Below are 26341 nucleotides of genomic sequence, written 5' to 3' on the forward strand. Positions count from 1 at the left end.
CCCTTGGTCGAGGGCAAGAATGAGCATGTCCCGTGGGGTGGCTGGCGAGGAATGGACATGTTCCGTTGGGTGGGTGGCGAAGAGTGGACATGTCCGGCCCTGGCCGCGTGCGACGGGCATGATGCCTAGATGTCCCTTGGTCGAGGGCAAGAATGAGCATGTTCCGTGGAGTGGTCAGCGAAGAGTGGACATGTCCGGCCTTGGCCGCGTGCGACGGGCATGATGTCTAGATGTCCCTTGGTCGAAGGCAAGAATGAGCATGTCCCATGCTGTGGCCATCGAAGAATGGGCATGTTCCGTGGAGTGGGCAGTGAAGAGTGGACATGTCCGGCCTTGGCCGCGTGCGATGGGCATGATGCCTAGATGTCCCTTGGTCGAGGGCAAGAATGAGCATGTCCCAGGCTGAGGCCACCGAAGAATGAGCATGTCCCTCGTCGGACGGTGCGGCAAAGACAGTTAGGCGCGGACTGACCTCTGGCACAGGCCGATGAAGCCGCCCAGCTGCTCCAGACCTTCGGGGTGGGCGGGGAGGTAGTTGGTTAGTTCGGGCGCGCGGACGATCACGGCACGCCGTTGGCCGCGGGACACCGCCACATTGATCCGGTTCCGCGAGAGCAGGAACTCCATGCCCCGCGGAGCCTCGGCCACCGCAGAACATGCCATGGACACAATCACGACCGCGGCCTCCTGGCCCTGGAACTTATCCACGGTCCCCACCCGCACGCCGGCGAGATTCGCGGCGTCCAGGGCATCGCGGATGACGTTGACCTGCGCGTTGTAGGCAGCCACCACCAGAATGTCGGCCGCCTCCAATGGCCGGGCTCCGTCTGCGGTGTGCCAGGAAAGGCCCAAATGGCGGCGCACCTGCGCGAGGACCTCGGCAGCCTCCTCGGCCGACGACGTCGTGTTCCCGCTGTGCGGCACCATCACCGTCTCAATCCCCGCGGGCACACCTTCCAGAAGGCGCAGATCCGCGGGCGGGGCGGAACGTAACCGGCCTTCGTAGGACAACTCCGAGACGGCCAGGCACAGCTCTGAGTTCATCCGCCACGAGTCGGCCAAGAAGTAGCCAAGCTCGGGCGGCAGCGTGGCGTGGCCTGCGGAAATCCAGCCCAGGGCAGACTCGTCGACCGGCTCGGGGTGCCTGCCCTGGCTGACCTGCGGCAGCTGCTGCGGGTCGCCGAGCAAGAGCAGCCGGCTGCTGGCCTGGGCCACGGCAAGGGTGTTGGCCAGCGAGAACTGGCCGGCCTCGTCAATCACCAAGAGGTTCAGGGAGCCGGCCGGGACGGTGGCGCCGGTCATGGTCCACGCCGTGCCACCGACGAGGGCGCCTCCAGGCGCACCCAACAGCTCCGCAACGTCCTTGCCGGTGCGCCGGGCCCACGGCAGGGCGTCGTTGTGCTTCACGTCTTTTGCCACCAGCGCCGGGTCGACCCCGGCCTTCGTGACGGCGGTCTTCAGCAGGTTCTCCACCACCGCATGCGACTGGCCGACGACGCCGACTTTCCAGCCACGGGCCACGAGCCGGGCGATGACGTGGGACCCCACATGGGTCTTGCCCGTTCCGGGCGGACCCTGCACCGCCAGGTAGGAGTGGTCAAGGGCCAGCACGGCCGCCGTGATGGCTTCAATGAAGCGGTCCGGTCCGGCACCAGGCTGCGGCAGTGAAGCTCCGGCGGCCAGCCTCGGCGGCTGACGCCGGACGAGGTCAAGCGCAGGATGGCGGGGGAAGGAGCCGGACCCCAGGCCGGCGACCACCGTGTCAGCAAGGGCTGCCAGTGCTTGCTCGAGGCTCTTGGTGGCGAGGGGTTGGTCTTCCGTCAGCGCAATGGGGAGGTCATTGTAGGGCGGTATCTTCCGGTGCAGCCGGTCCCGGATGATGACGGTGTCCTTGCCGTCCTCATGCCCCAGCTCCAGGACCTCCGTGCCGAACCATCCGCTCCGCCCGGTTCCGTTCTTGCCGGTACCCTCCAGCCCGACGGGAAGAGGCAGCTCGTACATGCGGAACCATTTGCTGCCCTCGCGGAGGTCCGACCCGGGACTCACGGAGCCGGACAGCTTGACCCGCCGCTCCGGAAGTTTGGTCCCCGCCTGTTGCCAGTCGTCGAGGAGTTCCGCGGATTCGACGAGGAAAACGTTCCGGTCCCGTTCGTGCGTGTCCGGACCGTGCTCACACCGGTCGAAGTGCGCCCACCAAAACGACTTGCGCTCCCGGCGGTGATAGCTCACGGCCGCGGCCAGCATGGCGACGGCCTTACGGTCGTCCTCGGACAAGCCGCCGCCCGGCTCAGCAAATTCCATCAGTGCCAGCTCAGCCGGGGCCAGCGCGGCATCGGCTCGTGCCGAGCCGACGTCGTCGGGGCCGTCCTCCGCGCCGGACGCCGCGCCCGCCTCCGCACCGGACGCCGCGCCCGCCTCCGCGCCGTGCTGCTCCAGCCGGCGTTCCTTGGCCAGCCCGAGCAGCCAGTTCCGGAGCTCCAGCGTGGAGAGGCAGTCGTATTCGTTGTAGTCGGAGATCCCGGCGAGGATTTTGGCCGCCTCGTCGGGCCGCTCATTGTCTCTCGCGTCGCAGAACCGTGCATAGGCAATCACGGAGGCGCCGGCGTCCTTCACTTCGCCAGTTCGAAGGTTCGCCCCCATGTAGAGCGGCTCGAGCTTCTTGATGCTGTAAGAGTTCTCGGAGATCCTGATGCTGTTCCGGACCGTTTGGTACAGGTCCACCAGCAGGCCTTCGCGGAGCCACTCGTCCACGATGTCCTCCCCGGCAACGTGCATCACCGAGAGTTTCCGAAGCGCCGTTTTTTCATACGGTGCGTAGTGGTAGACGTGCATGTCCGGGTGGTCCCGCCGGCGTTTCTCGACATAGTCAAGGAAATCGAGGAACGCCTGCTTCTCCGCCTCCCGGCTGTGGGCCCAGAATGGCCGGAAAATCCCCGGACTGCCGGGCTCGGTGGGCGCCTCAATCACGCCGAACAGGTACTCGAGCCCCCACACTCCCGTGGCGCGGTCCTGCCACAGCGGATCGCCTTCGAAGTCGAAGAAAATATCGCCCCGGCTCGGTGGGGGCAGCTCGGCCAAGGTGTTCCCGGGCAGGACGCCGTAGCGGATGGTGTGCTCTTCGCCGTCCTTGCGGTAGCAGACTTCGCCGTCGGCAGGGCCAACGCCGCTCTGCATCCGCGCCTGTTCCTGCAGGCGCAGGAGCGTAGGTGTGGGCTTGGTGAGGGTCGCTTGCGCCAGGTCAGTGACTGAACTAATCCCACGTTCGTGGAGGTTCTTGCGCTGCACGGAGTTCATCCGGGCCACGAGGAGGAGATCGTCGGTGGCTTTGACTTGCTCCTGGCAGTAATCGCAGCGGCCACAGGCGGTGAGCCCGGGCGCGCCCCAGCCCACTGTTCCCGGCTGTGCGATGTGCGCGGCGGTCAGCGCGAGGAAACGCTCGCGGCGCTCGCGGAAAACCGGCAGGATCTCGGAGAGTTTGTGGTGGCTTCGCACGTAGTCGAATCCGCCACCGGGCAGCTGCACCGTCGAGCCAAGGACGAGTGTCACCGCCGGGTCCACCGGGATCCCGGCCTTCAGCAGCTGGTCGCCGTAGGCGGCCAGCTGGAGCAGAGCCGTCACCTTTGCGTGGCGGGCGAGCTTGGTGTCGAACACGGCGTAGCTGCCGTCGGACTGCCGCACGAGGAAGTCGGAGCGGCCGTGGAACTGGCCGTCGAAGAAGGCGGCCTGGAAGACGACGTCGGCTCCCGCGCGCAGCGCCCCAATGGACTCGGCGTGCTTGGCCGCCAGCGTGGCGCGGTCCATGGCCTCGGCCGGGACGACGTCGTACACTCCGTGCCCGGTGGCCGGATCCCAGTCGCCAAACTTCGCCACGAAACCGCCGAGGACCTTGCGCTCGTGGAGGTCACCCAACACCGCTGCATGCTTGAGCATCTCGTCGTCTTCGAACGTAGCCCTGGGGGACCGGCCCAGCTTCTCGTCCAGTTTCCGCAGCAGCTGATACTCGCAACTCGCTGCCACCACGAGGTCGCTCGCGGAGTAGACCAGATCCGGTGATGTGCCCGGTACCTCAGGTTCAAGAAAAAACACTGTGCCCCCGTTGCTGGTGCCCCGTTGTTGGTGCCTCCGCTATTCAAGCTATCAAAGCCCTCTGACAGTCAAACACGGGACCGGAACCAGGCAATGTCCTCTGGTTCCTGTCGCAGGACCGGCGTAGGGTCTGAGGACTATGACCGAACAGCAACCGTATGAGCTGGTCCGGCGCTACGCGCACTTCGAGCTGCGCCGCTATCCCGCGTACGCCGTAGCGGAAATAGAGGTCAAAGCGACCTTCGACCGCGCCGGGAATGCCGCTTTCCGGCACCTGTTCAACTACATCAGCGGCAGCAACACGGCGCAACGGAAGCTGGCGATGACGGCCCCGGTGATCCAGGGGCCCGGGCCGTCGCAAAAGCTGGCGATGACCGCGCCGGTATTGCAAAGCGGCCCGCTGCCGGGAAGCGCAGAGCCCGCTGATTTCATCGTGGCCTTTGTGCTCCCCGCTGGGGTGACGGCGGAGACGGCGCCGGTCCCGGCGAACCCAGACGTTAGAGTCCGGGCCCAGCCAGGTTCCCTGGCAGCCGCCCTTCGGTTCTCCGGCAGCGGGTCGGAGGCGGCCTTTGTACGGCGAAACGATGGCCTCCAGGAGGCACTGAAGCTAGCCGGGCTGAAGCCTGTGGGGCCGCCACGATTCGCCCGTTTTGATCCGCCGTTCAAGCCGTGGTTCCTGCGCCGCAACGAGGTTGTTCAGGACGTGCAGGAGCCCTTTACTCCTCCGGGCGAGCCCGGCCGCTGACCGGGGTAAGGCAAAATGGTTTGGTGACCCAACACCCGCAGCGCCCCGCCTCACCCGCCTCGCCCGCCTCCGGCCCGTCCGCGAAGACCGGCTCACCACAGACCGGCACGCCGCACACCCAGGAGTCCGGCATCGCCGCCCAGATCGCCGGCGAGCTCGGCGTTCTGCCGTGGCAGGTCAAGGCCGCCGTGGATCTGCTCGACGCCGGGTCCACAGTGCCCTTCATCGCCCGCTACCGGAAGGAAGCGACCGGCACCCTGGACGATACCCAGCTCCGCGAGCTGGAGGAGCGGCTGCGCTACCTGCGCGAGCTTGAGGACCGCCGCCGGAGTATCCTCGAGGCGATTGCCGCCCAGGGCGCGCTGACCCCGGAACTGCAGGCCGCCGTCGTCGGCGCCGACACTAAGTCGCGGCTGGAGGACATCTACCTCCCGTTCAAAACCAAGCGGCGCACCAAGGCGCAGATCGCCCGCGAAGCCGGACTGGAGCCGCTCGCCGACGCCCTGCTCAAGCGCCCCGAACTGGACCCGGAGCGCGAGGCGGCCAAGTACCTCAACGCCGAACACTCGATCGGGGACCCGGCCGCGGCGCTCGCCGGTGCCCGCTCCATCCTGGTGGAACGCGTAGCGCAGGACGCTGACCTGGCCGCCACGCTCCGGGAACGGCTGTGGACCCAGGGCCGGATGGTGTCCCGGGTGAAGAAGGGCAAGGAATCCGAGGGCCAGAAATTCAAGGACTACTTCGAGTTCTCCCAGCAGCCGGCCGGAATGCCCTCGCACCGTGTCCTGGCGCTGCTGCGCGGAGAAAAGGACGGCGCGCTGGAGCTGGACCTCGCCGAGGCTGATCCGAACGACGACGCCGCCCTCACTGCCGCGCGCGGCCGGTACGAGGCGGCCGTGGCCAGGTTCCTCGGGGTTGCCGACCGCGGCCGGCCCGCCGATGCCTGGCTGCTGCAGACCGCGCAGCTGGCCTGGCGCTCGCGCGTCTTGGCGCGGCTGACGGCAGACCTGCGCAGCCGGATGTTCGCCGCCGCCGAGGACGAGGCCGTGCGTGTGTTCGCCGCGAACCTGCGCGATGTGCTGCTCGCCGCGCCGGCCGGGAACCGCGCCACCCTGGGCCTGGACCCGGGACTGCGCACCGGCGTCAAGGTCGCCGTGGTGTATGGCACCGGCAAGGTGGTCGCGACGGACACCGTCTACCCGCACGCCCCGGCCCGGAAATGGGACGAGGCGCTGCGGACCCTCGTGGGCCTCGCCACGAATCACGGGGTCGAACTCGTCGCGATCGGCAACGGCACCGCGTCGAGGGAGACGGACAAGCTAGCCGCCGAACTGCTCAAGCAGCTCTCCTCCGGGCCGGAAAACAAGCCGCAGAAAATTGTGGTGTCCGAGGCCGGGGCGTCCGTGTATTCGGCGTCGGCGCTCGCCGCGGCGGAGCTGCCCGGCATGGATGTGTCCCTGCGCGGCGCCGTCTCGATCGCCCGGCGGCTGCAGGACCCGCTCGCGGAGCTGGTGAAGATTGAGCCGAAGTCGATCGGCGTCGGGCAGTACCAGCACGACGTCACGGCCGCGAAGCTGGACCGCAGCCTGGACGCGGTGGTCGAGGACTGCGTGAACGCGGTGGGCGTGGACGTCAACACCGCCTCGCCCGCACTGTTGAGCCGGGTGGCCGGGGTCGGGCCGCTGCTGAGCGAGAACATTGTGGCGTATCGGAACGAGCACGGGCCCTTCGCCAAGCGCAGCGAGCTGAAGAAGGTCCCGCGGCTGGGCGCCAAGGCGTTTGAGCAGTGCGCCGGCTTCCTGCGGATCACCGGGGGAGCGGAGCCGCTGGACGCCTCCAGCGTGCATCCGGAGGCCTACCCCGTGGCCCGGAAAATCAAGGCGACTGCCGGTAAAGCGCCTGCTGCGGGAAGCTTTGCGGCGCTGAATCCGCAGGACTTCGTGGACGGCTCCTTCGGCCTGCCCACCGTGCAGGACATCATCGCCGAGCTCGAGAAGCCCGGCCGTGACCCGCGTCCGGCCTTCGCGGCGGCAGCGTTTTCTGAAGGCATCGAGAAGATCTCGGACCTCAGGCCCGGCATGGTGCTGGAGGGAACGGTGACCAACGTGGCCGCGTTCGGCGCGTTCGTCGACGTCGGGGTGCACCAGGACGGGCTTGTGCACGTCTCGGCCCTGGCCAACCGCTTTGTCTCCGATCCCCGTGAAGTGGTGAAGTCCGGGCAGGTGGTCCGGGTCAAGGTGCTGGAGGCGGATCCGGAGCGGAAGCGCATCTCGCTCACCCTCAGGCTCGACGACGAACCGGCCTCCGGCGGTCGTGCGGCGGGCGGCCGCAGTGCCGGAGATCGCCCGGCCGGCGGTCGTGCGGACTCGCGGCCGGAACGTCCGCGGCAGCCGGCGGCGCAGGCGCAGTCGACCCAGTCGTCGACCCAGCCGTCGAATCAACCGTCCGGAAGGCAGCCGTCCGGGAAACCGGCAGCCGACCGGCGGACGCCGGGCAGGCAACCGCAGAAGCCGGCCCCCACGCCGTCGCCGGTCAACACCGCGATGGCCGAGGCACTCCGGAAGGCCGGCCTGGGCAAGTAGCGCCCGGTGCGGCTGCCGCACCACCGTTCGTCGCGGATTCCCTACCGCTTGGCGCATAAGTAGTACGTTTGCTGACGATCTGCACCATGATTGCCGGAGGCAACGGCCCTCTACCGGAAGCTCGGTCAGAGGCCCTGGCAGAGGGCCGTTTCCGCAATGTGCTGGACACCGATGTCCGTTGACGAGCAGGGGAGTACTTATGGGTTTGCTGGACCGCGAACGAACCATCGCCCCGCCGGGATTTAACCGGTGGCTCGTCCCCCCGGCAGCCCTCGCGGTGCACCTGTGCATCGGCCAGGCCTACGCGACGAGCGTCTACAAGACCGCGCTGGTGAAGCACTTCGGCGCGAGCCTGACCGAGATCGGCGTGATCTTCTCCGTTGCGATCGTGATGCTGGGCCTCTCGGCCGCCATCATGGGCACCTGGGTGGACAGGAACGGGCCCCGCAAGGCGATGTTCACCTCCGCCGCGTTCTGGGCGAGCGGCTTCCTGATCGGCTCCCTGGGCATCTTCAGCCACCAGCTCTGGCTCGTCTACCTCGGCTACGGCGTCGTCGGCGGCATCGGACTGGGGATCGGTTACATCTCCCCGGTCTCCACCCTGATCAAATGGTTCCCGGACCGGCCCGGACTGGCCACGGGCATGGCGATCATGGGGTTCGGCGGCGGCGCCCTGATCGCCAGCCCGGTCTCCACGGCCCTGCTCAAAATGTACGATCCCAACTCCGGGGCCAAAGGCTGGGTGGCCAGTGGTGAGTCGGTGGGCAAGCTCTTCCTGACCCTCGCCGTCGTCTATCTGGCCTACATGATGTTCGGCGCGTTCACCATCAGAGTTCCGGCCGAGGGCTGGAAACTGGCAGGTTTCGACCCCGCAAAGGTCAAGGCCGCCTCGCTGGTCACCACGGACAACGTCTCCGCCCGGAACGCGGTCAAGACCAGGCAGTTCTGGCTCGTCTGGATCGCCCTGTTCTGCAATGTCACGGCAGGGATCGGCATCCTTGAGCAGGCCGCTCCGATGATCCAGGACTTCTTCCGCCAGCCCGACGGCACGTCCCTGGCCAGCGCCGCAGTGGCCGCGGGCTTCGTGGGGCTGCTCTCGATCGGCAACATGTCCGGCCGCTTTGCCTGGTCCGCCACCTCCGATGTCACAGGCCGCAAGCGCATCTACATGGTCTACCTCGGCGTCGGCGCCGTGCTCTACACCGTGCTGGCGCTGGCCGGCTCTACGTCCACCGTCCTCTACGTGGCCCTCGCGTTCGTCATCATCTCCTTCTACGGCGGCGGGTTCGCGACGGCCCCCGCCTACCTGCGCGACCTCTTCGGCACGTTCCAGGTCGGAGCCATCCACGGCCGGCTCCTGACGGCCTGGTCCGCGGCGGGCATCGCCGGGCCGCTGATCGTCAACGCTTTCCTGGACGCGCAGGGCAAGCCCGGCGCGCTCAACGCCGCGTCCTACCAGCCCGCCTTGCTGACCATGGTGGGGCTGCTGGTGATCGGTTTCGTGGCGAACCTCTTGGTCACGCCGGTGGACGCACGATTCCACGAACCACGTCCTGGCCGCGTCCGGGCCGAAGAACCTGCCTTGGAGGGCTGAAATGAGTACTGCACAGAATTCGGTCACACCGTCCACCGGGAGGTTGGTCATCGCTTGGGGGCTTGTCGGCGTGCCGCTCGCGTATGGCGTCTATGAGACCCTCACCCGCGTGGCGGCCCTGTTTGGCTGACACCGTGGTGGCAGAAGTCTTCGGTGGTAGTTCGCGCGCGGTGAGTGTGCCGTTCACACGCCCGGAGGCGTTCACCACCCGCCCCACGCTGCAGGGCACGTTTGGGATGAGCGCGTCCACGCATTGGCTTGCGACGGCGGCGGCCCAGTCCGTGTTGGAGCGCGGCGGGAACGCCTTCGATGCCGCGGTGGCGGGAGCGTTCGTGCTCCACGTGGTGGAACCGCACCTCAACGGGCCCGGCGGAGACATGACCGGGATCTTCGTCACCGCGGACCGGCCGGAGCAGCCCATAGTCCTGATGGGGCAGGGCCCGGCGCCGGCCGGGGCCACCGTGCAGCACTACGTGGCCGAAGGCCTGGACCTCGTTCCGGGATCGGGTGCCCTGGCCGCCGCGGTGCCTGCCGCCGTCGACGCCTGGCTCCTGCTGCTGCGTGACCACGGGACGTGGGAGCTGGACGCGGTCCTGGACTTCGCGATCGGCTACGCGCGGGACGGGCACCCGATGCTCGGCCGGGTCGGAACCACCATCGCGGCCGTGTCCGCGCTGTTCGAGGCGCACTGGCCCACGTCCGCTGAGCTGTGGATGCCGGGCGGCCGAATCCCGGTTGAGGGCGAGCTGGTGTGGAACCCGGCCTATGCCCGCACCCTGGAACGGCTCGTGCAGGCCGGAGTCAGGGAATCCACCCGCGAGGCGGGAATTGATGCGGCCCGCCGCGAGTGGCGGGAGGGGTTCGTGGCCCGCGCCATGGTGGCGTCGGTTCAGTCCCCGCACCGGCATTCCTCGGGCACGGATCACCGCGGAGTGCTCGCCCTGGACGATCTCGCGGGATTCGAAGCCGGGTATGAGGCGGCCGCCACCGTCGAGTTCCGCGGCCACACGATCGCCAAGACCGGGCCGTGGGGCCAGGGGCCGGCGCTGCTGCAGACCCTGGCCATCCTGTCCGGCTTCGAGGACCGGTTCCTTGATCCGTCCACCGAGCTCGGGGCGCACACCATACTGGAAGCGCAGAAGCTCGCGCTCGCGGACCGGGAAGCTTACTACGGCGACACAGACGTGCCGCTCGATTACCTCCTGTCGGAGGACTACTGTGCCGGCCGCCGGGCCCTGATCACGGAACGGGCGTCCCACGAATTCCGGCCTGGCACCGTGCCCGGGCTGGAGCCGTACCGGCCACCACTGCGCACCAATTACACGCCGCCGGCGCTCGCGGGCCATGCCTCCGCGGCCGGACTCGGCGTCGGCGAGCCCACCGTGACACCCGCGGGGGAGACCCGCGGCGATACCTGCCATATCGACGTCGTGGACCGCTGGGGCAACATGGTCTCCGCCACGCCGTCCGGCGGCTGGCTGCAGTCCTCCCCGGCGATCCCGGAGCTGGGCTTCTGTTTGGGCACCCGGCTGCAGATGACCTGGCTGGAGCCCGGCACGCCGTCCACTCTGACGCCCGGCAAACGCCCGCGCACCACCTTGACGCCCACGCTCGTGCTGCGGCACGGCCACGCCGTGACCGCGCTGGGGTCGCCCGGCGGCGACCAGCAGGACCAGTGGCAGCTGCCGTACCTGCTGCGGACCATCGTGGGCGGGTATTCGCCGCAGCAGGCCATCGACGCACCGACGTTCCATACGACGTCGGTGCCCGGGTCCTTCTGGCCGCGCACCTGGGAGCCCGGTGGCGCCGTCGTCGAGGACCGGCTCGGTGAGGACGTCATCGCGGGGCTGGAACGCCGCGGGCATGTGGTCAGCCGGGCTGGTGACTGGGCGCTGGGGCGGTTGTCCGCCGTCGTGCGGGATCCTGAGACCGGGATCCTGCAGGCTGCCGCAAATCCGCGCGGTGCGCAAGGGTACGCCGCGGGCCGGTAGCGGTTGGCGGTGCGTAGCGGTGGAGCTGAGGAATGCTCGCTTCCTAGCCGGAAGCCTTGAGCCGGTCCATGAAGCGGAGCGACTCGGCAACTATCTGCTGCTGCGCCTCGTTGCGGCTGATGCCCGGCTCGCCGTCCCCGGGCTGCCCACCGTAGTCACCGAAGAACGCGTGCACGCCGCCCACAACCGTTGCGTAGGTGGTGGTTGGCGGGAGCAGGGACCTTGACGCCGCGATCTTGTCCGGCGTGCTCAGGCCATCGTTTGAGCCGGAGATGGAGAGCACCGAGAGGCCCTGCGCGTCCGCCATGTTCTCTGCGGGGTACGAAGCAAAGAGCAGCAGCCCGGCGACGTCGTGATTCGCCGCCGCGAAGGATGATGCGCTCACGCCGCCCAACGAATGACCACCGACGGCCCAGGAAGTGATTTCGGGATGCCGGTCCATGGCTGCACGGGCCTGGGTGGTGTCCAGCAGGGAGACGCCAAGGGGTGGTTTCAGGATGACGACTAGATGACCCGCGTCCGCGAGCGGCTGCAGCAGCTCCTGATAGGCGTGCGCGTCGACCCTGGCGCCGGGGTAGAAGACGAGACCCGTGGTGGCTTTGCCCGCCGGGGCAAGGGTGATCGAAGTGGCGTCTTCTGCAGCCTTTGGCCCGGCTGGCGCGGTCGCGGTGGGTCCATTGGCCGGGACCGCCTTCTCCCGGTCGGGTTGGTGGGGGAACGGGCTAAGCCACATCAGCGCCGCCACGAAACCGAGGACCGTGAGCCTGCCTGCGATCCCGCGGACCAACTGCCAGGTGGAAATGTCACCGCTACGCTGCTGTTTGCCGCCGAACCACCAGCGTCTGACCAGAATCAGCGCCCAAAGAATCCCCAGTGCGACGGCGGTCACCAGGAGAGTTGGCAGGGCGGGGTGGCCGCCGAGGACGGCCGGGTTGCTGAGCAGCATCCAGAGCGGGACCACTATCAGGGCGGCCGCCGCGAGAGCGCCGCTCCCGTTCAGGGTCGAGGACTTCCAGGAAGTGGGGTTGGGCCCTGTGGGGCCGGGGCCGGGGGTTTCGGTGTGGTTCGCAGGACGAAAAGGCTGGCCTTCCTTCACGGTTTGATGATATCCCCCGGCAGCGGAACCCAAAGGGGTCCGGGCGCGACAAAACCCCGTCACCGGCTCGATCAGCGGCCGCTGCGCCCCACCCACAGCCCATGCAGCAGCGGAAGCACCGACGCGATCATCAGGACATTGCCGAGCACCATGTCATCCGCGCGGACCACGGAGCCGGAAACCAGCAGGGCGCCGAAGATCAGCGCCGATGCCGATCGCTGCGCCGTGCGGTCAAGCCGTCCCAGCTGCCGCTCAAGGCGCGGATTTGCTACCGACAGTGAACCGTCCTCGAGCCGGGTTAGCAGCCCATCCAGACGTTTCGGCAGACCCAGCGCCATCCCGGCGGCATCGAGCGCCTGCTGGGCAACGTCCTGCACGATGTTGCCGCGCTCGTCGCGCAGCAGCTGCGCCGCATAGGGTTCGACCGAGTCCCACAGATTGAACCGGGCGTCCAGCGAGCTGCACACACCCGACGTCAGTGACATCGCCCGGATAATGAGCAGGAAGTTCTCCGGCATCTGGAACGGCAACGAGCGGACCACGTCACCGAACTCCACCGCAAAATCACGGAACTCCCGGGGGTCAACCTCGCGAAGCTCGGCGAAGCCCATCCCGCCAAAGCGGGCAAAGAGGTGCGTCATCGCCCGCTCAAGCTCGACCGTGTCGGCTGAGGGCACCAACACCCCCACGTCGCTGATCGCGGTCATCAACCCTTTGCCGTCACGCGAAGCGGCGGCGATGAGCAGCTTCCGCAGACCGCTGCGTGTGCTCGCCGGAACCTCGCCCATCATGCCGAAGTCGATGAATGTCAGCTTCCATGGGCGCTCCGTGGATGGATCGGCAACCGGCGTGACAAAGATGTTCCCCGGGTGCGGATCGGCGTGAAAAAATCCGCTCGTAAAAATCTGGTCGAACATGACCGAGGCAAAAACAGGGGCGACCTGGGCCGGATCGATGCCCGCCGCCAGCAGTGCCTCCGAGTCCGTGATCTTGATCGCCGTGACGTCTTCGAGGGTGAGCACGCGGCGGGTGCTCCGTTCCCAGACGACGTCGGGCACCTCCACCCGGCCGTCGTCGGCGAAATCGGCAGCGAACCGCCCCGAATTCGCCGCCTCATTCAGGTAGTCGATCTCCTCAAGACTGGTCTGCGCAAACTCCTCGACCAGGGCGGGCATGTCGGCACGATCGGACACCAGGCGCACGTGGCTGAGCCAGCCGCCCACTTTGCGCAGTGCCGCCAGGTCGACGTCGACAATGGCCTTGATGCCCGGCCGCTGCACCTTCAGCACCACGCGGTCGAGCCCGGTGTCGGCGGCGTCGCCCGGGCCAAGCCTCGCCCGGTGCGCCTGCCCGAGGGACGCTGCTGCGATCGGTGTCTCCTCGACCGAGGCGAACAACTGCTCCAGCGGCGCGCCCAGCTCAGCTTCGGCGAGGGCGCGGATCGCGGGGAACGAAACCGGAGGCACCTCGTCCTGCAGCCCCTCGAGTTCCTTGGTGATCTCGGGCGGCAGCACGTCGAGCCTGGAGGACAGGAACTGTCCGACTTTGATCATGAGGCCGCCGAGGTCCACCGCCAGCGCATGGAAGCGTTGCGCGAAGCGCCGCATCCTCTTCGCCCTGGTGCGCTCGGCAATCCGCACCAGCCCGATGCGGGGGAGGAACAGCTCGAACCACCAGGTCACCGCGAGATGCCATGCGGCGAAGCGCAGGATGCGGCGGTAACGGGCCCGGTGGCCCCGGGCGCCGGGTCCCGGAGCTGCCCGGTCCCGGCGAACCGACATCACCCCGGTCAGCCCTGGGCGAGGATCGCGTACAGCCGGCGGCGCGCGTCATCGAGCACCGCCACGGCTTCCTGCACCTGCTCCGGTGTGCCGGTGCGTCCCACCTGGGAGGCGGCCTGCGCGAGCTCGACGCCCGCCTTGGGCAGCGCCGCGAATCCCGAGCCCGACGCCGGACCCGTCGACTCCCAGGGCGCTGACGTACCGGCACCCGCCATCTCCTCGCGGCCCGCGTCCGTCAGGGAATAGATCTTGCGGCCGTTGGATTCCTCAGCACGGATAAGGCCCTCGTCGGCCAGCAGCTGGAGGGTCGGATAGACGGAGCCGGCGCTGGGCTTCCAGGTGCCGCCGCTGCGCTCCTCGATTTCACGAATAATCTGATAGCCGTGCATCGGCCGCTCGGCGAGCAGTGCCAGCACAGCCGAGCGCACCTCGCCACGCCCCGCCCGGGAACCCGAGCGCTTCTCGAACCTCGAACGCAACTCCTCTACGGCCTGCCACATGCCGTCGACATTGTTGCCGCGAAATCCGCCTGCCGGGTAAGAACTGCGCATCATGCTCTCCTCTGGACGACCGTGAACGATATACAACGATAGCCAACGATACACGCGCAAATTTGCGAAACCAAGAGCGCCGGCGATCCACATCTTGCATCGTGATCCGACAGCCGTCAGCGTTCCTTTTTTGCGGTTTCCCGGGCCTGCTGAGCGGGCTCACGGCGCTTACTTGCATGCTGCCAGGCCAGTCCTGCCTGAGTGCCCAAAATAAATCCACCGAACCATACGCTTTTCCTACTTCAGAATTGGTCGCCACGGTCGATCTGGAGATTTCGCGACGTGCAAATCACTAGCGCCGTTGAGCGCGGCGGCCGGCCTTTTGTCCTCGAAGCATTGCTGAGTATTCCCCCAACGCCTAACCCGGCACGACGATGGCCGTTGAGTACTCAACCCAATCCTCCCTCCGGCCCTCCCGAAAAAGGCGATCGGCAATCCGCTGACACTCCTGCAAGTCGCTCCAGGGGCTCCACTGATTCAGCATTGTGGTCAAAGGCCCATGTGGTTCAGAACGACTCCAACTTATGTCTGTAACTCGGAATCGCTGATTACTAATCCAGTGGGATACTCGACCCGTTTTTCCAACTCGCCGTCTCGGAACAAGCGGGCCGCGACGATCTCACATTCCTGCCAATCGCGACACCATTTAGTGGTTAGAAAGTGGTTAGGCGAGTGGCTTCTGCGTCGTTACCCGTCATCCATTCCGGGCCCAACGACGCTGATCCCGGGTTCCCGAGGAAATCTGCCAGAGCCGCCTCGACAGGTCCGAGGTCGTTAACGAACCGAGAAGGAATGAAGCCCGTCGCATCACCCATCGGCACATCCACCGATTCATCCTTCGCTTGTCCGGGCCGCAACAACACCGCCCAGGAACTCTCCTGGTCAGCATCAGCATTCCGGTGACAGACCATCCCCAGCCCAACACCACCGGCCACCTCAAAACGTGCCGACCCATGCTCAACAGCCAGCCGTCCACGCAACTTCCCGTCCAAGGAATGCAGCGCAGCACCAGCCGCCTCACGTGCCTCCGCGACGGTGCTAAGGCCCCGCCCATCAACAAGCCACTCCGCCTTATTTGTGGTTTCCCGGCTCGGCTTAGCGGGCTGACGGCTCCGCTTATTCGCATGCTGCCAGGCCAGTCCTGCCTGAGTGCCCGAAATAAACCCACCGAACCACGCGATTCCGGCTGGGCCCAACACCAAACAGAGAACGAGGGAAAGCACCAAAACCAACATGGCTAGCCATCGCCAGGGCGGCGAGAAACGCAGCAACCACACACCCACGGCCAGGCCGGCGAGTAGTGCCACGACCTCCTGTGACACGTGGTCCTGAGGTCCTACCAGGATCACCGCGACCGTTGCGCTCAATAACACGCCACTAAGGATCAGAGCATTCCTTACCGGATGCTCAGCTTTTCTTCCCACAACAACCAACCCTTTCTAGGCCTGATTTGCTCACCATCCGAGTGCGCTCTGGAGTTGGTCGCCACCGAAGCCGACAGTGCCACCTCCAAAGGCGCCTCCCCACAGTCCCACGGTATTCGTCTGGTTGTAGTTAAACATGCCGTTCACAGTCCGAGGCGCAAAGTACGGCATCTGCCTTAGCGTGCTAACGCCGGTCTGGTTGAACGCCGGTATGCGCCCCACAGGTATCGCGGCAGCACCCGCTCCAAACAGGCCTGTTGCCCCGGCCTTCGCGGGGTCAATGGGATCCCCGGCGACGACGTTCTCCAGCATCGAACCTGTTCCCGCACCAACGCCACTGATGGCCATCGTTCCGGCCTTGGCAACCACGCCGGTCGACGACAATGACATCCCTCTGGCGAGGCTGCCGCCGGCCGGCCCCGCGAGGCCGCCTACGGCACCGGCGAAGCCACCACCAGCGATCTTGCCCGCAAAGTCCCAGCCGTTATTGATGCGCCCGCCTTTCTGATAAAGGTAGCTCGCGGCGCTTGCACCCGCACCGACGACCCCGTTGGCGCCAGCACTTACTCCGAGCGCTGCTGCAGCCTGTCCGGCCGGCGCACCCGCGAGGACGCCCCTAGTCCACATGGCCGCGCCGCCACCTGCAGCACCGGTAGCCGCGCCTATCGCGGTGTTGCCGAGGACCGACCACCAGTCGACCGAACCCTTCTGCGATTTCTGGGAAAAGACCGAGAGGCCACCCGAGCTCAATGCCCCGGCGATAGCTCCTGCCGCGATGATGTTGAGCCCCGGCACGAACAATGCAGCAACGCCAGCGGCCACGGCGAGTCCCGCAACGACGTACTCCCAGTGGCTCCCGGCCGATTTGTCGTAGGCCTTCAGCTCCTCATCAGTGAGCGGACGCAGCCCGGAGGGGTCGGTGGTGTTGAGGGGGTTATTGCCGGCGTAGGCGTAGGGGTTGCCGTCCCAGCCCGCGCCGAGGACGGGGGAGAGAGGATCGGTGGAGAGGAAACCACGAGTAGCGGGGTCGTACGCACGTGCCCCGAGCCACTCCAGGCCAGCGATGTCCAGGCCGCCGTTGCCGGTCAGAGTGATCCCGGCGGACAGCACACCGGCCAGCCCGGACACCGAACCCAAACCAGCGGCACCACCAACGGCAGTGCCACCCGGACCCGGGCCAGGGACTGCCGGCGCGCCGATGACGGCCCAGGGGTCGGACTGGTCGGTGGGGCGGGCGGCCCGCCAGCCCGGCGCGATCCAGGCGTCCTCGATACCGGTGACACCACCAGGCAACGAAAGGACCTGTTCACCGCCGAAGCCGGCCAGGGTGGGGATGGGGGTGGCGGTGTCCCACCACAGCTCCGACCCATCAACGGCCGCCAGCTCGCCGAGGGCGTCCACCCACAGCTCATGCCGGGAAGTTTCCATGCCGTCGGGCGTGCGGTCGGCAACGCTCTTCAGCTGGCCGCTCTGACCCCACGAGTACTCGGTCCAGGACCCGTCCGGGTGGATGAGCCGGGTGCGGCGGCCCAGGCCGTCATGAACATACTCAGTCCGTGAATCGTCAGCGTCCGTGACGGCGAGGAGCTGTCCAGCGGCGTCGTACTCATAGACCCGGGAGCCACCCGGCGTGGATTCCCGGATAAGGCGCCCGCCGGCGTCGTACATCCACTCGGAGACCGCAGAGGGAAGGCCCGGCTCCCCGTTCCGGGTGGTGGCGGCCGAGACCATTTGGCCGGCCCCGTCATACCCGTACTGGGTCACGGTACCGGCGCGGGTCAGGGCCGTGATCCGGCCGTCCTCGTCACGGCCGATCAGGGTGACGTCGGTCGAGAGCGGGTCAGAACGGTCCGTGCGGCTGTGCTCGGACAGGCTCCCGTAGCGGTAGGCCCATTCCTGGACCAGGTTCCCGGCAGTGGCTGCGGTGATACGCCCCGACGCGTCGTGGGAGAACACGGCCTCCCCGAGCCGGGGGTTGCTGACAGCGGTCACCCGGCCCGCGGCATCCCGGACATAAGTGGTGGTGGTTCCGTGCGCGTCGGTGAAACCGGTGCGGTTCCCGTCAGCGTCGTACTTCCACGACATTCCCCGGCCGCCGCGGGTGCGGGACGCCAGCCGCCCGCAGCGGTCATACGCGAGCTCGTGCTCGACGGCCAGCCCGTCAGCGCCCATGTAATCGGTAATGATTACGCGGCGGCGTATCAGGTCGCGTTCGACGCCGGCAATGAGCTTCCCGTCGAACGAGGTGGAGGATTCCCGGCCGGCCCGGTCATACGTCCAGGTTGTGGTGTGTCCGTCCGGGTCGGTCTGGGACAGTTGCCGCCCGGCGGGATCGTAGATGGCGGTGCTCATCCGCCCGAGCGGATCGGTGACGGAATCAACCTGGTCCGTGGCCGTGTAGGTGCGGGTGGTCACCCCGCCCAGGGGATCGGTGATCCGGACCAGGCGCCCGCGAACGTCGTACTCGAACCGGGTCCGGCCGCCCACGCCGTTGACGGTCTCGGTCAGTTCGCCGGCGGTGTTGTATTTGAACCGGCGCGTGCCGTACCAGGAGTCCTGGCTGAACGTCAGCCGCCCGGCCTTGTCGTAGCCGTACCGGGAAACGCCCTGGCCGGGGGTGCGGCGCAGCACAAGCCGTCCGCACGGGTCGTACTCGAAGGTCTCGACCTCGCCCGTGGGCAGCGTCCGGGAAATGACGCGCTGATCGGCGTCGTAGGCCAGTTCCGTGACCGCGCCGAGCGGGTCCGTGGTTTTCCAAGGCCGCCCGCACAGGTCATACTCGTACCGGGTAACGGCACCGCTGGGGGAGGTTATCGACGTGATCTTCCCGGCCACGTCCCGGCCCAGGACCGTCAGGCCGCCGTCGCCGTCGACGAGCTCCACCGGGTTGCCCGCCGCGTCATAGGAGATGAGCTCCGCGGAGCCGTCCACCCCCTGGACCTGTCTGGGGCGCCCGTACTCGTCAAAGCTGTACGTCGAGGATGCGAACGCGTCCGTCAGCGTCGCCGTCCCGGCCTTGCGGTCCGCGGTAGCGTCTGTGCGGACCCCGGTGGGGTCGACGACGGCGGTCAGGGCGCCGATCTTGTCGTACTCCCGTACCCAGTCATGGCCGGCGGGGTCCGTGATCCCGACCAGCCGGGAAAGCGTGTCATGGACGAAGCCCCAGCGGGCACCGTCGGGCAGCACCGCGGCGGTGACGTTGCCGAGCTCATCGAAGACCCGCTCAATGGCCCGGCCCAACGGATCGATTGTCCGGACCAGTTCACCGTTGACGGCGTATTCGAGTTCGGTCCGCCCGCCGTCCGGGGCGACGAACGCCGTCGTCCGCCCCGCCGAATCGTGTTCGAAGGCCCAGGCGGCGCCGTCCGGATCCTCGCGCCGCACCAGCAGGCCCGCGGCGTCGTAGCTGAAACGGGTCTCAGCGCCCGACGGGCTGATGGCCGTGACCGGGCGGCCCGCATGGTCACGGACGATCCTTGCGATGTCTCCTACAGCGTTCCGGGTCGCGACCAGGTCCCCGAACCCGTCGTACTCAAAGCCGACCGTCACTCCGGCCGGATCCACTACTTGGGCCAGTTGCCCGTTCCGCCACTGAAGCTCGGTGCGCCCGCCCAGCGGGTCCAGGATCACCGAGGGATCCCGCGACACCTCATCGGCATACTCATACGAGACGACCGACCCGGACTCCGTCACCAGCGTGGTGATGCGGTCTTGCTCATCCCAGCCGTAGGTGAGGTCCGAGCCTTCCGGGGTCACGGTCCGGGTCTTCCGGCCCCGCCCGTCGTAGGCGTGCACCGTGACCGTCCCGTCGCGCTCCGTGAACGACACCAGATTTCCGTGGCCGTCATACGCCATGGACTGACGCTGGTCATGGGAATCAAGCACCCCGACCAGGCGGCCCTTCGCATCGGCGATCCACGAGTTTGAGCGGGTACCGTCCTCATCCGAAACCACCGTGACCCGGCCCGGCAGATACGCGAACCTGGTCCGGCGCCCATGCTGGGAGGTCTGCAGGACAACCCTGCCGTGTTCGTCGTAGGTGTTCTCTGCCTCGAGAACGCCCGCAGCCGAGACCACGGCCTCGATCAGGCCCTGCTCATTCCACCGGTAGGTGCGCGTCCCCAGCCCGGTCTCCACACGCGTCAGCCTGCCAGCGGCGTCGTACGCGTACTCCACCCGGCGCCCGTCCGAGGCCCTCACCACGGCAACAAGCCCGTCCACGTACTCGACGTCGAGGAAACGGCCCCGCACATGCGCCAGCCGGGTCACCAGTCCGGCACTGCCGGCGTCAGCTGGCCCTTCCCGGAGAACGGACGCCGTCCGGCCAGGCCCGGACCCGGCACCGAGCCACACGCCGGCCAGGCTGTAAGCCCACCACGCGCCCTGGTTGTCCCGGACCACCAGGGCCTCGGACGTGCCCTCCGGAAGGGAACCCAGCTCCGCCAAGTCAGCTGTTATTGCGGGCTCCCGGGTGAGCCAGTAATTCTCTCCCACACCCCTGCCCCAGCCGGTGCCCTCCCGGGGGAAGTCCACGGCCCGGCCGTCGGCCATCACCCACCGGCAGCCCTCATCCGAGACCGCGAGGTACTGATCCAGAACCGAGGCCCACCCAGGACCAAACACCCCGGGCATCTCCAAACCTGACGCCAGCGAGTTGTACATCCGAGACAGCACCACGTTTGAGGCAACCCCGGCGAACCCCAGATCCGTTTCCGGCTCGATGAAGTTTCCCGTTGAGGTGTTCACGGGATCATTGGCGTACCCGCTGGTCGGCATCGCACCGGCCGCCGTGGGCGGATCAATCGCCAACGAGGACCGGGTCGCACTCACCCCCGCCGCAGCGAGCGCCTCGTTCACCGCCGCGTCTGAAACACTCGACACGGCCCCCTCGCCGCCGGCGGCGGCAAATGCATCCGCAACCGTCACCGCCCATTTCGCGTCGTTCTCGTTCGCCTGCAAGTACCGCCGGTATGCGGTGATCACTCCGGACGCGTCTATTGAACCCCAGTAGCAAGCAGACGCGAACGAGGACATTTGCCCGTGCAACGAGCCCGGCTCGGCCGCCAAACCGTCGTCCAGGCCCCGCGACCCTGCCGCGAAGGACCGCAGATCAGCCGGCCGCGCCGAGGACGTCCCGCCTCCATACCCGCCACCGGGCGCCGGGGTTTCCCGTGAGCCCAGGGCCGCCGAGGCCGGAGCAAACGACGGGGCCGGACCCGGATCCGCGTTCGGCCGCTCCGACTCACCAAAAAACCAGTCCCTGGCCTGTTCGAAGCCGTTCCGGTCGTTGTGCTCCCGGACCCACTCGTTGTTCCGCCGGCGCCGATCATCCTCATCACGCCCGGCCTCGATCATCTGCCCCACATAGCCGGCGACCGTCCGCAATGCTGAGACCAGGGCCTCCGCGTCGCCCGCAGCCGTTACTGCGTTCGCCGCGAACAGGTCCGAGAAATGGCCCTGGAAGTCCGTCTTCGCCGTGGAAACATACGAAGCCCGCGACCCCGCCTGCCCCTCAACCCGCGACGCCGCCGATTCAAATACCGACTGCACCGCCTCGGCCACGGCATAACTGAACCGCCCGCCATGAGAAGCATCCGACGCCGGCAACAGCGGCACCTCAACGAAATCGGTCACAACCAAAGCCCCCCACAGAACAAGAACTGAAACAGAAAGACAAACCACCAAACGTGCATCGGCCAGGTAACCGCCCGCTCACCAGAGCGGCGCGACTACCTGGCCCTCACGCAATCACATACAGGCTCAGGCGCCGCCGCCAGCAGAGAAGATGTCCTGCGAAATCTTCTGCAGCTGCCCCCGCAACTGCTCGAGTTCCTCCTTGGCCTTGTCCAAAGCAGCCTTCGTCTCCGGCCACGTAGAACCTCGGAACTGCGCAGCCAGGGGACCATCCCAAATATTCGGATCTGACAAAACTCGTCCCTGCGCATCCAGCGCCGAGATCTGATCCGTGAAACCACCGTTAATGATCGACTGCACCTGCCCGATCGCAGCCTTCGCTTGCTCAGTAGACAACACACGCGACATAGAAATTCCTCCCAAGAGACAAGCGCTTCTCCGCCGGACACGTAACCGCCGACGACCAGACGGTGCCGACGCTACCAACACACGTCAATAAATCCAACAAAAAGAAAAACTAGAACGGCGGGACATGACCGCCCAAGTCATGCGCATGACACAGGCAAACCGCGATTAGTCCATTCGTGAGTGAAACCCCGTATCATGCTGAAGGCACCATGAACGGAAGAGGGGACGATCATGTCCAGACGGACTACCACGCACCAGCACATCCCGGGGCGCCGCATCGCGCCCGGCCGGGCGCTGGGCGCCTTCCTTGCCGGCCTGGGGCTGATCGCGACGACGTCGTGCGGCCCGGCCCCCGAGCCGGAGTCGGTGTCCAATCCGGTCAAGCTCCTGCAGAGCGTGCGCGTGGGCATGTCCCCGGCCGCCGGGGTCGAGACGATCGAAGGCACCACCATCTCTGTGTCCGCGGCCGGCGACTCTTCCGCAGCGGACACGAAGTACGACGCCGCCCAGGCGGTGGGCGAACTGCCGGTGCGAGTGAGCCTGCAGTACCGGGCCGGCGACAAGTCCGGCTCCGACCTCACCGAGCTTCAAGGCCACACCGGGCCGGTCGAGATCGACCTGACTCTGGAGAACCTCACGGTTAAGCCGCGGGTCATCGAGTACGATGCCGCGGGCCAAACCCGCTCCGATACCGCCCTCGTGGGCGCCCCGCTGACTATCGCCGCCTCAACGAAGCTCACCGGTGTACGGGCCGACGACGTCACCGCCGGCTCTGCGGACGGCGGAACAGGCACCAACGGCGTCCTGAGCAGCACCGAGGACGGTGCCACCGTAGTGCAGTGGGCCACCGTGCTGGCCCCACCCCGTTCGGGTGCGAGCACCACGCTGCGCCTCGTTGCTGAGGTCAAGGACTTTCAGGTCCCTGCTTTCGACGTGGCGGTCCAGCCGGGCCTCAACACCGACCTCAGCGCGGACGGCGTGCTCGCCGGCGCGTTCTCCTCCGGCACGGGCTCCGAGATGGGGCTGCAACGCCGCACCATCTCGCTGGTCTCGGACGTCAACACCGTGTTGACCAAGGCCGGATCCACCATCACCGAGGTCCGGCAGAACCTGCAGGAGACCTCTCAGACCCTGGGTGCGAAGACCGCGGGCGAGCTGCGCGATAACTCCACGGCCCTGGCCGCAACCATGGTGGACCTGAAGGAGCAACTGAAGACTCTCGGCGCGGACCTGGAGGCCGCGACGAAGTCAACGCAGTCCACCACCGCGTCCCAGCTGAAGCTGACCGTCGCCGCCGTGGACGCGATGCTGGGCGACACCTCGGCCGTGCCCGCGACGGCTCCCATCAACGGTGACGGCTGCACCGCGGAGGTGCCCAAATCGGGGAAGGCGGCCACGGTCTATTCCAGCATCCAGACCATGGCCTCGCAGCTCGACGCCTACGCGAAGGTGAGTGCGGGCTGCCGGGATATCGTGGCGGGCGCCATCAAGGCCACCATGGGCCCCGAGGACCCCACCGCGGAGGAATGCGCGGAGCAGGGCTCGATGACATGCTCCCTTTACGGCTCTGCCGTGACCGTCACCGGCGCGTTGCTGGGCCTGGTGAAGAAGGGCGACGAGCTCGTGGCGGACCTGCAGCCGCAGATGGTCGAGGGCGCGATCAAGGATCAGGAGGCTGCCGCCGTCACGCTGGAGAAGGTGCGCGCCGATTTCGCTGCGGTCCTCGACGGCGCCGAGACCACGGAAGACTACAACACTGCCCTCGCAAACGTGGAAGAAGCGATCAAGTCCGCCCGGGGCTCCGTCGCCGCGACCCGGGACGCGGCCGCTGCGGTCCGCGGCAGCATCGACGGCCTGCGGCAGAAGCTGGGCGACATCAAGAAGACTGCGCAGGACGCCCGGGGCGAGTTGGGTGACCGCTCGCTGCTGAACGGCTCGATGACGCAGCAAACGCAGCGGCTCGCCGACGAGTTGTGCAAGATGGCCGACGGCGCCTCGCCCCGCGAGGGCCGACTGTCCGCCGAGCAAGCGGAGCGGCTGCGTTCCTACCTGACGTCCGCACCGTGCGAGCCCACGGATGAAAGCGGAAACCCCGCGCAGGAACTGCGCCCGCCGCTGGGGTTCAAGGACCCGCTGGACGATCGGATCCAGGCCCAGACGGCCGCCTGGGACGCGGTCCTGGCGGCCACCGACACCACCGCCCCGGACGAGGAGATCGGCCAGGCGTTCACCACTTTGGGGACGACGATCGACGACATCGAGGCCAAGCTGGACGCCATCAAAGAAGCCACGAAGGCTCTCGACGGCGCCGCCACGGGCGACGTCAACAGCAACAGGCGCGAACTCGCTGCCCTGGACGCCGCGCTTGGTAAGGCGATCGACTCCTCCGGCCGGGTCGGCTCGACGCTCGCGAAGCTCAAGGAGCAGCAGGACGGGCTCGGCGACAAGATCAAGAAGTCCATGCGCGAGGTCTCGGCCGAGACCGCCGCCGAGGTCTACAAGACCGTGGACGAGCAAGTGCGCCGGGTCGCCGAGATCGGCGACGCGGGCTCCGACGCCGTGATCACTGCCTTCAACCGCTCCATCTCCGGTTTGAAGTCCACCTCGGACGAGGTGGTGAACGACGCCGAGGGCACGGTCAATAAGCAGCGGGACGAACTGCGCGGGCAGAGCGACGCGCTGGCCGCGTCCCTGGACAAGGGCACGCAGTCCTCGCTCGCGAACATCGCCTCCAGCACGTCCGGCTCAACACGTGACGTCGAGGGCGCCAGCGCCCTCCTGTCCTCAAGCCTCACCAAGGTGATGCTCGACCTGGGCGACCGCTCGGTGAACGGATCCGGCCTGCTCGGCTCCATGGCCACAAGCGCCGCCAAAGCCGACACCGCTGACTATCAGCTGGCACTGGCATCGCAGAACGCTGAGGGCTATGCCAATATCCGCTCCAGGGACGTGGCGGGGCTGCTCCTGCGCCAGGCGCAGTTCAAGGCCTCACTCACCGCGGTCGACGAACTGCCACCGTTCCACCTCGAGGTGCCGGCCGGCGCCACGTCGCAGACCCTGTACACACTGAAGATCGGCGGCACCGCATGAGCTCCCGCACCGGGCTCACGACCCTGATCGTCGCGGGCATCACTGTCGTCCTCGCGGCTGCGATCGCCCTGACGACCGTGGCGCTGAGCCGTCCCAAGGAGGCCTCACGGCCCGATCCGGTAGCCGCGACGGTTCCCGTTGCGCTAAAAGCCGAGGGCCTGCCGAAGGACTTCTCCATCGGCGTCGTCCTCACCCTGGGCCAGTCCGGCGAGCCCGGCTCCGAGTACAACCGGGCGGCACAGGGCGCGATCGTCGCCGCACAGCGCTTTGCCAAGGGCGGCGCAACCGTCGCCCTCGTAGCCCAGAACGACCGCGGCACGGAGGATGGCGCCCGCGCTGCCGTCCACGCGCTCGCCGAACAGGGAGCATCGGGTGTCGTCGTGGCGACCACGGGTGCGCCGGCCCGGGCCGCGGCAAAGACCGCCGAGGGGCTCGGCCTCCCGGCGATCCTGCCCTACGCCGAACCGTCGGACCCCGCGCAGACCACTTGGACCACGAGGCCGTCGGGCGCATCCGTCGCGGCCGCCCTTCGCACCGCGCTGAACGGCAAAAACAGGGTGCTGCTCGTCGGGGACGGCGGCGAGGTCCCTGCCTCGGTCGGGATCTCACAGACGCTGAACCTCGATGGCTTCGACGCGGTGACGGACCTGGCCCAGGAGGCCGCCATCCGAACAGGGGACCAGCTGCGCCCTCCTGCCGAGGACGCCCCAGCAGGCGCCGGGTCCACGAGGGTCGCCGAGCCCGCGGACGCCGTGGTTGTCTCGGCCGCCACCCCGCAGCGGCTGGCCCGGCTGGTCCAGGCCCTGCAGGCCCGCGACGTGTCCGTCCCCGTCGTCATACCGGACGGCGCCACCGCCCCGGTCTTCGCCTCCACGCTCGCCGAACTCGACGGCGCCGCCTCCGGGCAGCTGGTCAGCGTTGCCCCGGCCGGCGGCGATGCCACGGCGCTCCAGCAGGACGCCCAGGGGCGCGGGATGTCCGCATTCCTGTCCGCCGTGCGCCTGGCCTCCGGCGACCCGAAGGTCAAGAACCTGACGGGCGATGCCGCGTTTTCCGCCGACGCATGGGCGGCGGACTCACGAAGCCACGACGCCGTCGTCGCCCTCGTACGGGCGGCCGCGTCGGCTGGAAGCGGCGAGCCGTCCAAGGTCGGCTCGGCGTTGCGCACCATGTCCTTCGGTCCTGGAGACGGCCTCGCCGGGCCGGCGCTGGATTTCTCGCGCTCCGCGGCGCTGACCGCGGAGGCAATCCCGGTCTACGCTTCCCCTCAGGACCTGGGCCTGCGCCCGCCGGATGAGGCCGCTCCGCGGCTCGTCTGGGTGCCGGCGCCGGCAAACCCCTGACCGCCTGCCCCCGGCT

14 protein-coding genes are annotated in these 26341 nt (G+C 67.8%); 7 read left to right on the forward strand and 7 right to left on the reverse strand.

Features of this window, described 5'->3' with window-relative positions; all coding sequences use genetic code 11:
• Positions 1-456: 456 nt before the first annotated feature.
• The gene (locus AC1DBX_RS12650; RefSeq protein ID WP_476931881.1) at positions 457-4086 is read right to left on the reverse strand and encodes a TM0106 family RecB-like putative nuclease; all 3630 of its coding nucleotides are present in this window, start codon (positions 4084-4086) and stop codon (positions 457-459) included.
• 139 nt (positions 4087-4225) lie between these two features.
• Here AC1DBX_RS12650 and AC1DBX_RS12655 point away from each other — a divergent pair, with 139 nt between their 5' ends.
• The 5 genes from AC1DBX_RS12655 to AC1DBX_RS12675 all read left to right on the forward strand — a co-directional run bounded on the left by AC1DBX_RS12655 (position 4226) and on the right by AC1DBX_RS12675 (position 10998).
• Positions 4226-4831 (forward strand): SOUL family heme-binding protein, encoded by a 606-nt coding sequence (locus AC1DBX_RS12655; RefSeq protein WP_476931882.1) that lies wholly within the window; start codon positions 4226-4228, stop codon positions 4829-4831.
• A 23-nt stretch (positions 4832-4854) separates the two neighbouring features.
• The gene (locus AC1DBX_RS12660) at positions 4855-7413 is read left to right on the forward strand and encodes a helix-hairpin-helix domain-containing protein (RefSeq protein WP_476931883.1); all 2559 of its coding nucleotides are present in this window, start codon (positions 4855-4857) and stop codon (positions 7411-7413) included.
• A gap of 199 nt (positions 7414-7612) precedes the next feature.
• The gene (locus AC1DBX_RS12665) at positions 7613-9007 is read left to right on the forward strand and encodes an OFA family MFS transporter (protein WP_476931884.1); all 1395 of its coding nucleotides are present in this window, start codon (positions 7613-7615) and stop codon (positions 9005-9007) included.
• A gap of 1 nt (position 9008) precedes the next feature.
• Positions 9009-9137 carry an MFS transporter small subunit gene (locus AC1DBX_RS12670; RefSeq protein ID WP_476931885.1) on the forward strand — a complete coding sequence of 43 codons (129 nt, stop codon included), beginning with the start codon at positions 9009-9011 and terminating at the stop codon, positions 9135-9137.
• Positions 9138-9243: 106 nt separating this feature from the next.
• Positions 9244-10998, forward strand: a complete 1755-nt coding sequence (locus tag AC1DBX_RS12675) for a gamma-glutamyltransferase family protein (protein ID WP_476931894.1) — start codon at positions 9244-9246, stop codon at positions 10996-10998.
• Between the two features lie 43 nt (positions 10999-11041).
• On the opposite strand, the gene AC1DBX_RS12680 is transcribed toward AC1DBX_RS12675, so the two are convergent.
• From AC1DBX_RS12680 to AC1DBX_RS12705, 6 genes are all read right to left on the reverse strand, one after another.
• Complete coding sequence (locus tag AC1DBX_RS12680) at positions 11042-12094, reverse strand: alpha/beta hydrolase (RefSeq protein ID WP_476931886.1); 1053 nt, start codon at positions 12092-12094, stop codon at positions 11042-11044.
• A 71-nt stretch (positions 12095-12165) separates the two neighbouring features.
• A complete protein-coding gene (locus AC1DBX_RS12685; RefSeq protein ID WP_476931895.1) occupies positions 12166-13875 on the reverse strand; it encodes an ABC1 kinase family protein in 1710 nt (569 codons plus the stop codon).
• A gap of 8 nt (positions 13876-13883) precedes the next feature.
• On the reverse strand, positions 13884-14426 hold the full coding sequence (locus AC1DBX_RS12690; protein ID WP_223915556.1) for a PadR family transcriptional regulator: 543 nt from the start codon (positions 14424-14426) through the stop codon (positions 13884-13886).
• Between the two features lie 653 nt (positions 14427-15079).
• Positions 15080-15850, reverse strand: coding sequence for a hypothetical protein (locus AC1DBX_RS12695; RefSeq protein ID WP_476931896.1), 771 nt, complete (start codon positions 15848-15850; stop codon positions 15080-15082).
• A 30-nt stretch (positions 15851-15880) separates the two neighbouring features.
• Positions 15881-21484, reverse strand: coding sequence for a DUF6531 domain-containing protein (locus AC1DBX_RS12700; protein ID WP_476931887.1), 5604 nt, complete (start codon positions 21482-21484; stop codon positions 15881-15883).
• Between the two features lie 126 nt (positions 21485-21610).
• Complete coding sequence (locus AC1DBX_RS12705) at positions 21611-21892, reverse strand: hypothetical protein (RefSeq protein ID WP_028275663.1); 282 nt, start codon at positions 21890-21892, stop codon at positions 21611-21613.
• A 231-nt stretch (positions 21893-22123) separates the two neighbouring features.
• On the opposite strand from AC1DBX_RS12705, the gene AC1DBX_RS12710 reads away from it, so the two are divergent.
• Positions 22124-24982 (forward strand): hypothetical protein, encoded by a 2859-nt coding sequence (locus AC1DBX_RS12710; protein ID WP_476931888.1) that lies wholly within the window; start codon positions 22124-22126, stop codon positions 24980-24982.
• The gene (locus AC1DBX_RS12715; protein WP_476931889.1) at positions 24979-26325 is read left to right on the forward strand and encodes a type 1 periplasmic-binding domain-containing protein; all 1347 of its coding nucleotides are present in this window, start codon (positions 24979-24981) and stop codon (positions 26323-26325) included. Before AC1DBX_RS12710 ends, AC1DBX_RS12715 begins: the two co-directional genes overlap by 4 nt.
• Positions 26326-26341 lie beyond the last annotated feature (16 nt).

This window comes from Arthrobacter sp. 10N44_2 (assembly GCF_056394385.1).

What these genes read in the sequence shown, in the direction of transcription:
- AC1DBX_RS12655 (WP_476931882.1), top strand. Translation starts at nt 4,226, where the DNA reads ATGACCGAACAGCAACCGTATGAGCTGGTCCGGCGCTACGCGCACTTC.
- AC1DBX_RS12665 (WP_476931884.1), top strand. Translation starts at nt 7,613, where the DNA reads ATGGGTTTGCTGGACCGCGAACGAACCATCGCCCCGCCGGGATTTAAC.
- AC1DBX_RS12670 (WP_476931885.1), top strand. Translation starts at nt 9,009, where the DNA reads ATGAGTACTGCACAGAATTCGGTCACACCGTCCACCGGGAGGTTGGTC.
- AC1DBX_RS12675 (WP_476931894.1), top strand. Translation starts at nt 9,244, where the DNA reads ATGAGCGCGTCCACGCATTGGCTTGCGACGGCGGCGGCCCAGTCCGTG.
- AC1DBX_RS12685 (WP_476931895.1), bottom strand. Translation starts at nt 13,875, where the DNA reads ATGTCGGTTCGCCGGGACCGGGCAGCTCCGGGACCCGGCGCCCGGGGC.
- AC1DBX_RS12690 (WP_223915556.1), bottom strand. Translation starts at nt 14,426, where the DNA reads ATGCGCAGTTCTTACCCGGCAGGCGGATTTCGCGGCAACAATGTCGAC.
- AC1DBX_RS12705 (WP_028275663.1), bottom strand. Translation starts at nt 21,892, where the DNA reads ATGTCGCGTGTGTTGTCTACTGAGCAAGCGAAGGCTGCGATCGGGCAG.
- AC1DBX_RS12710 (WP_476931888.1), top strand. Translation starts at nt 22,124, where the DNA reads ATGTCCAGACGGACTACCACGCACCAGCACATCCCGGGGCGCCGCATC.
- AC1DBX_RS12715 (WP_476931889.1), top strand. Translation starts at nt 24,979, where the DNA reads ATGAGCTCCCGCACCGGGCTCACGACCCTGATCGTCGCGGGCATCACT.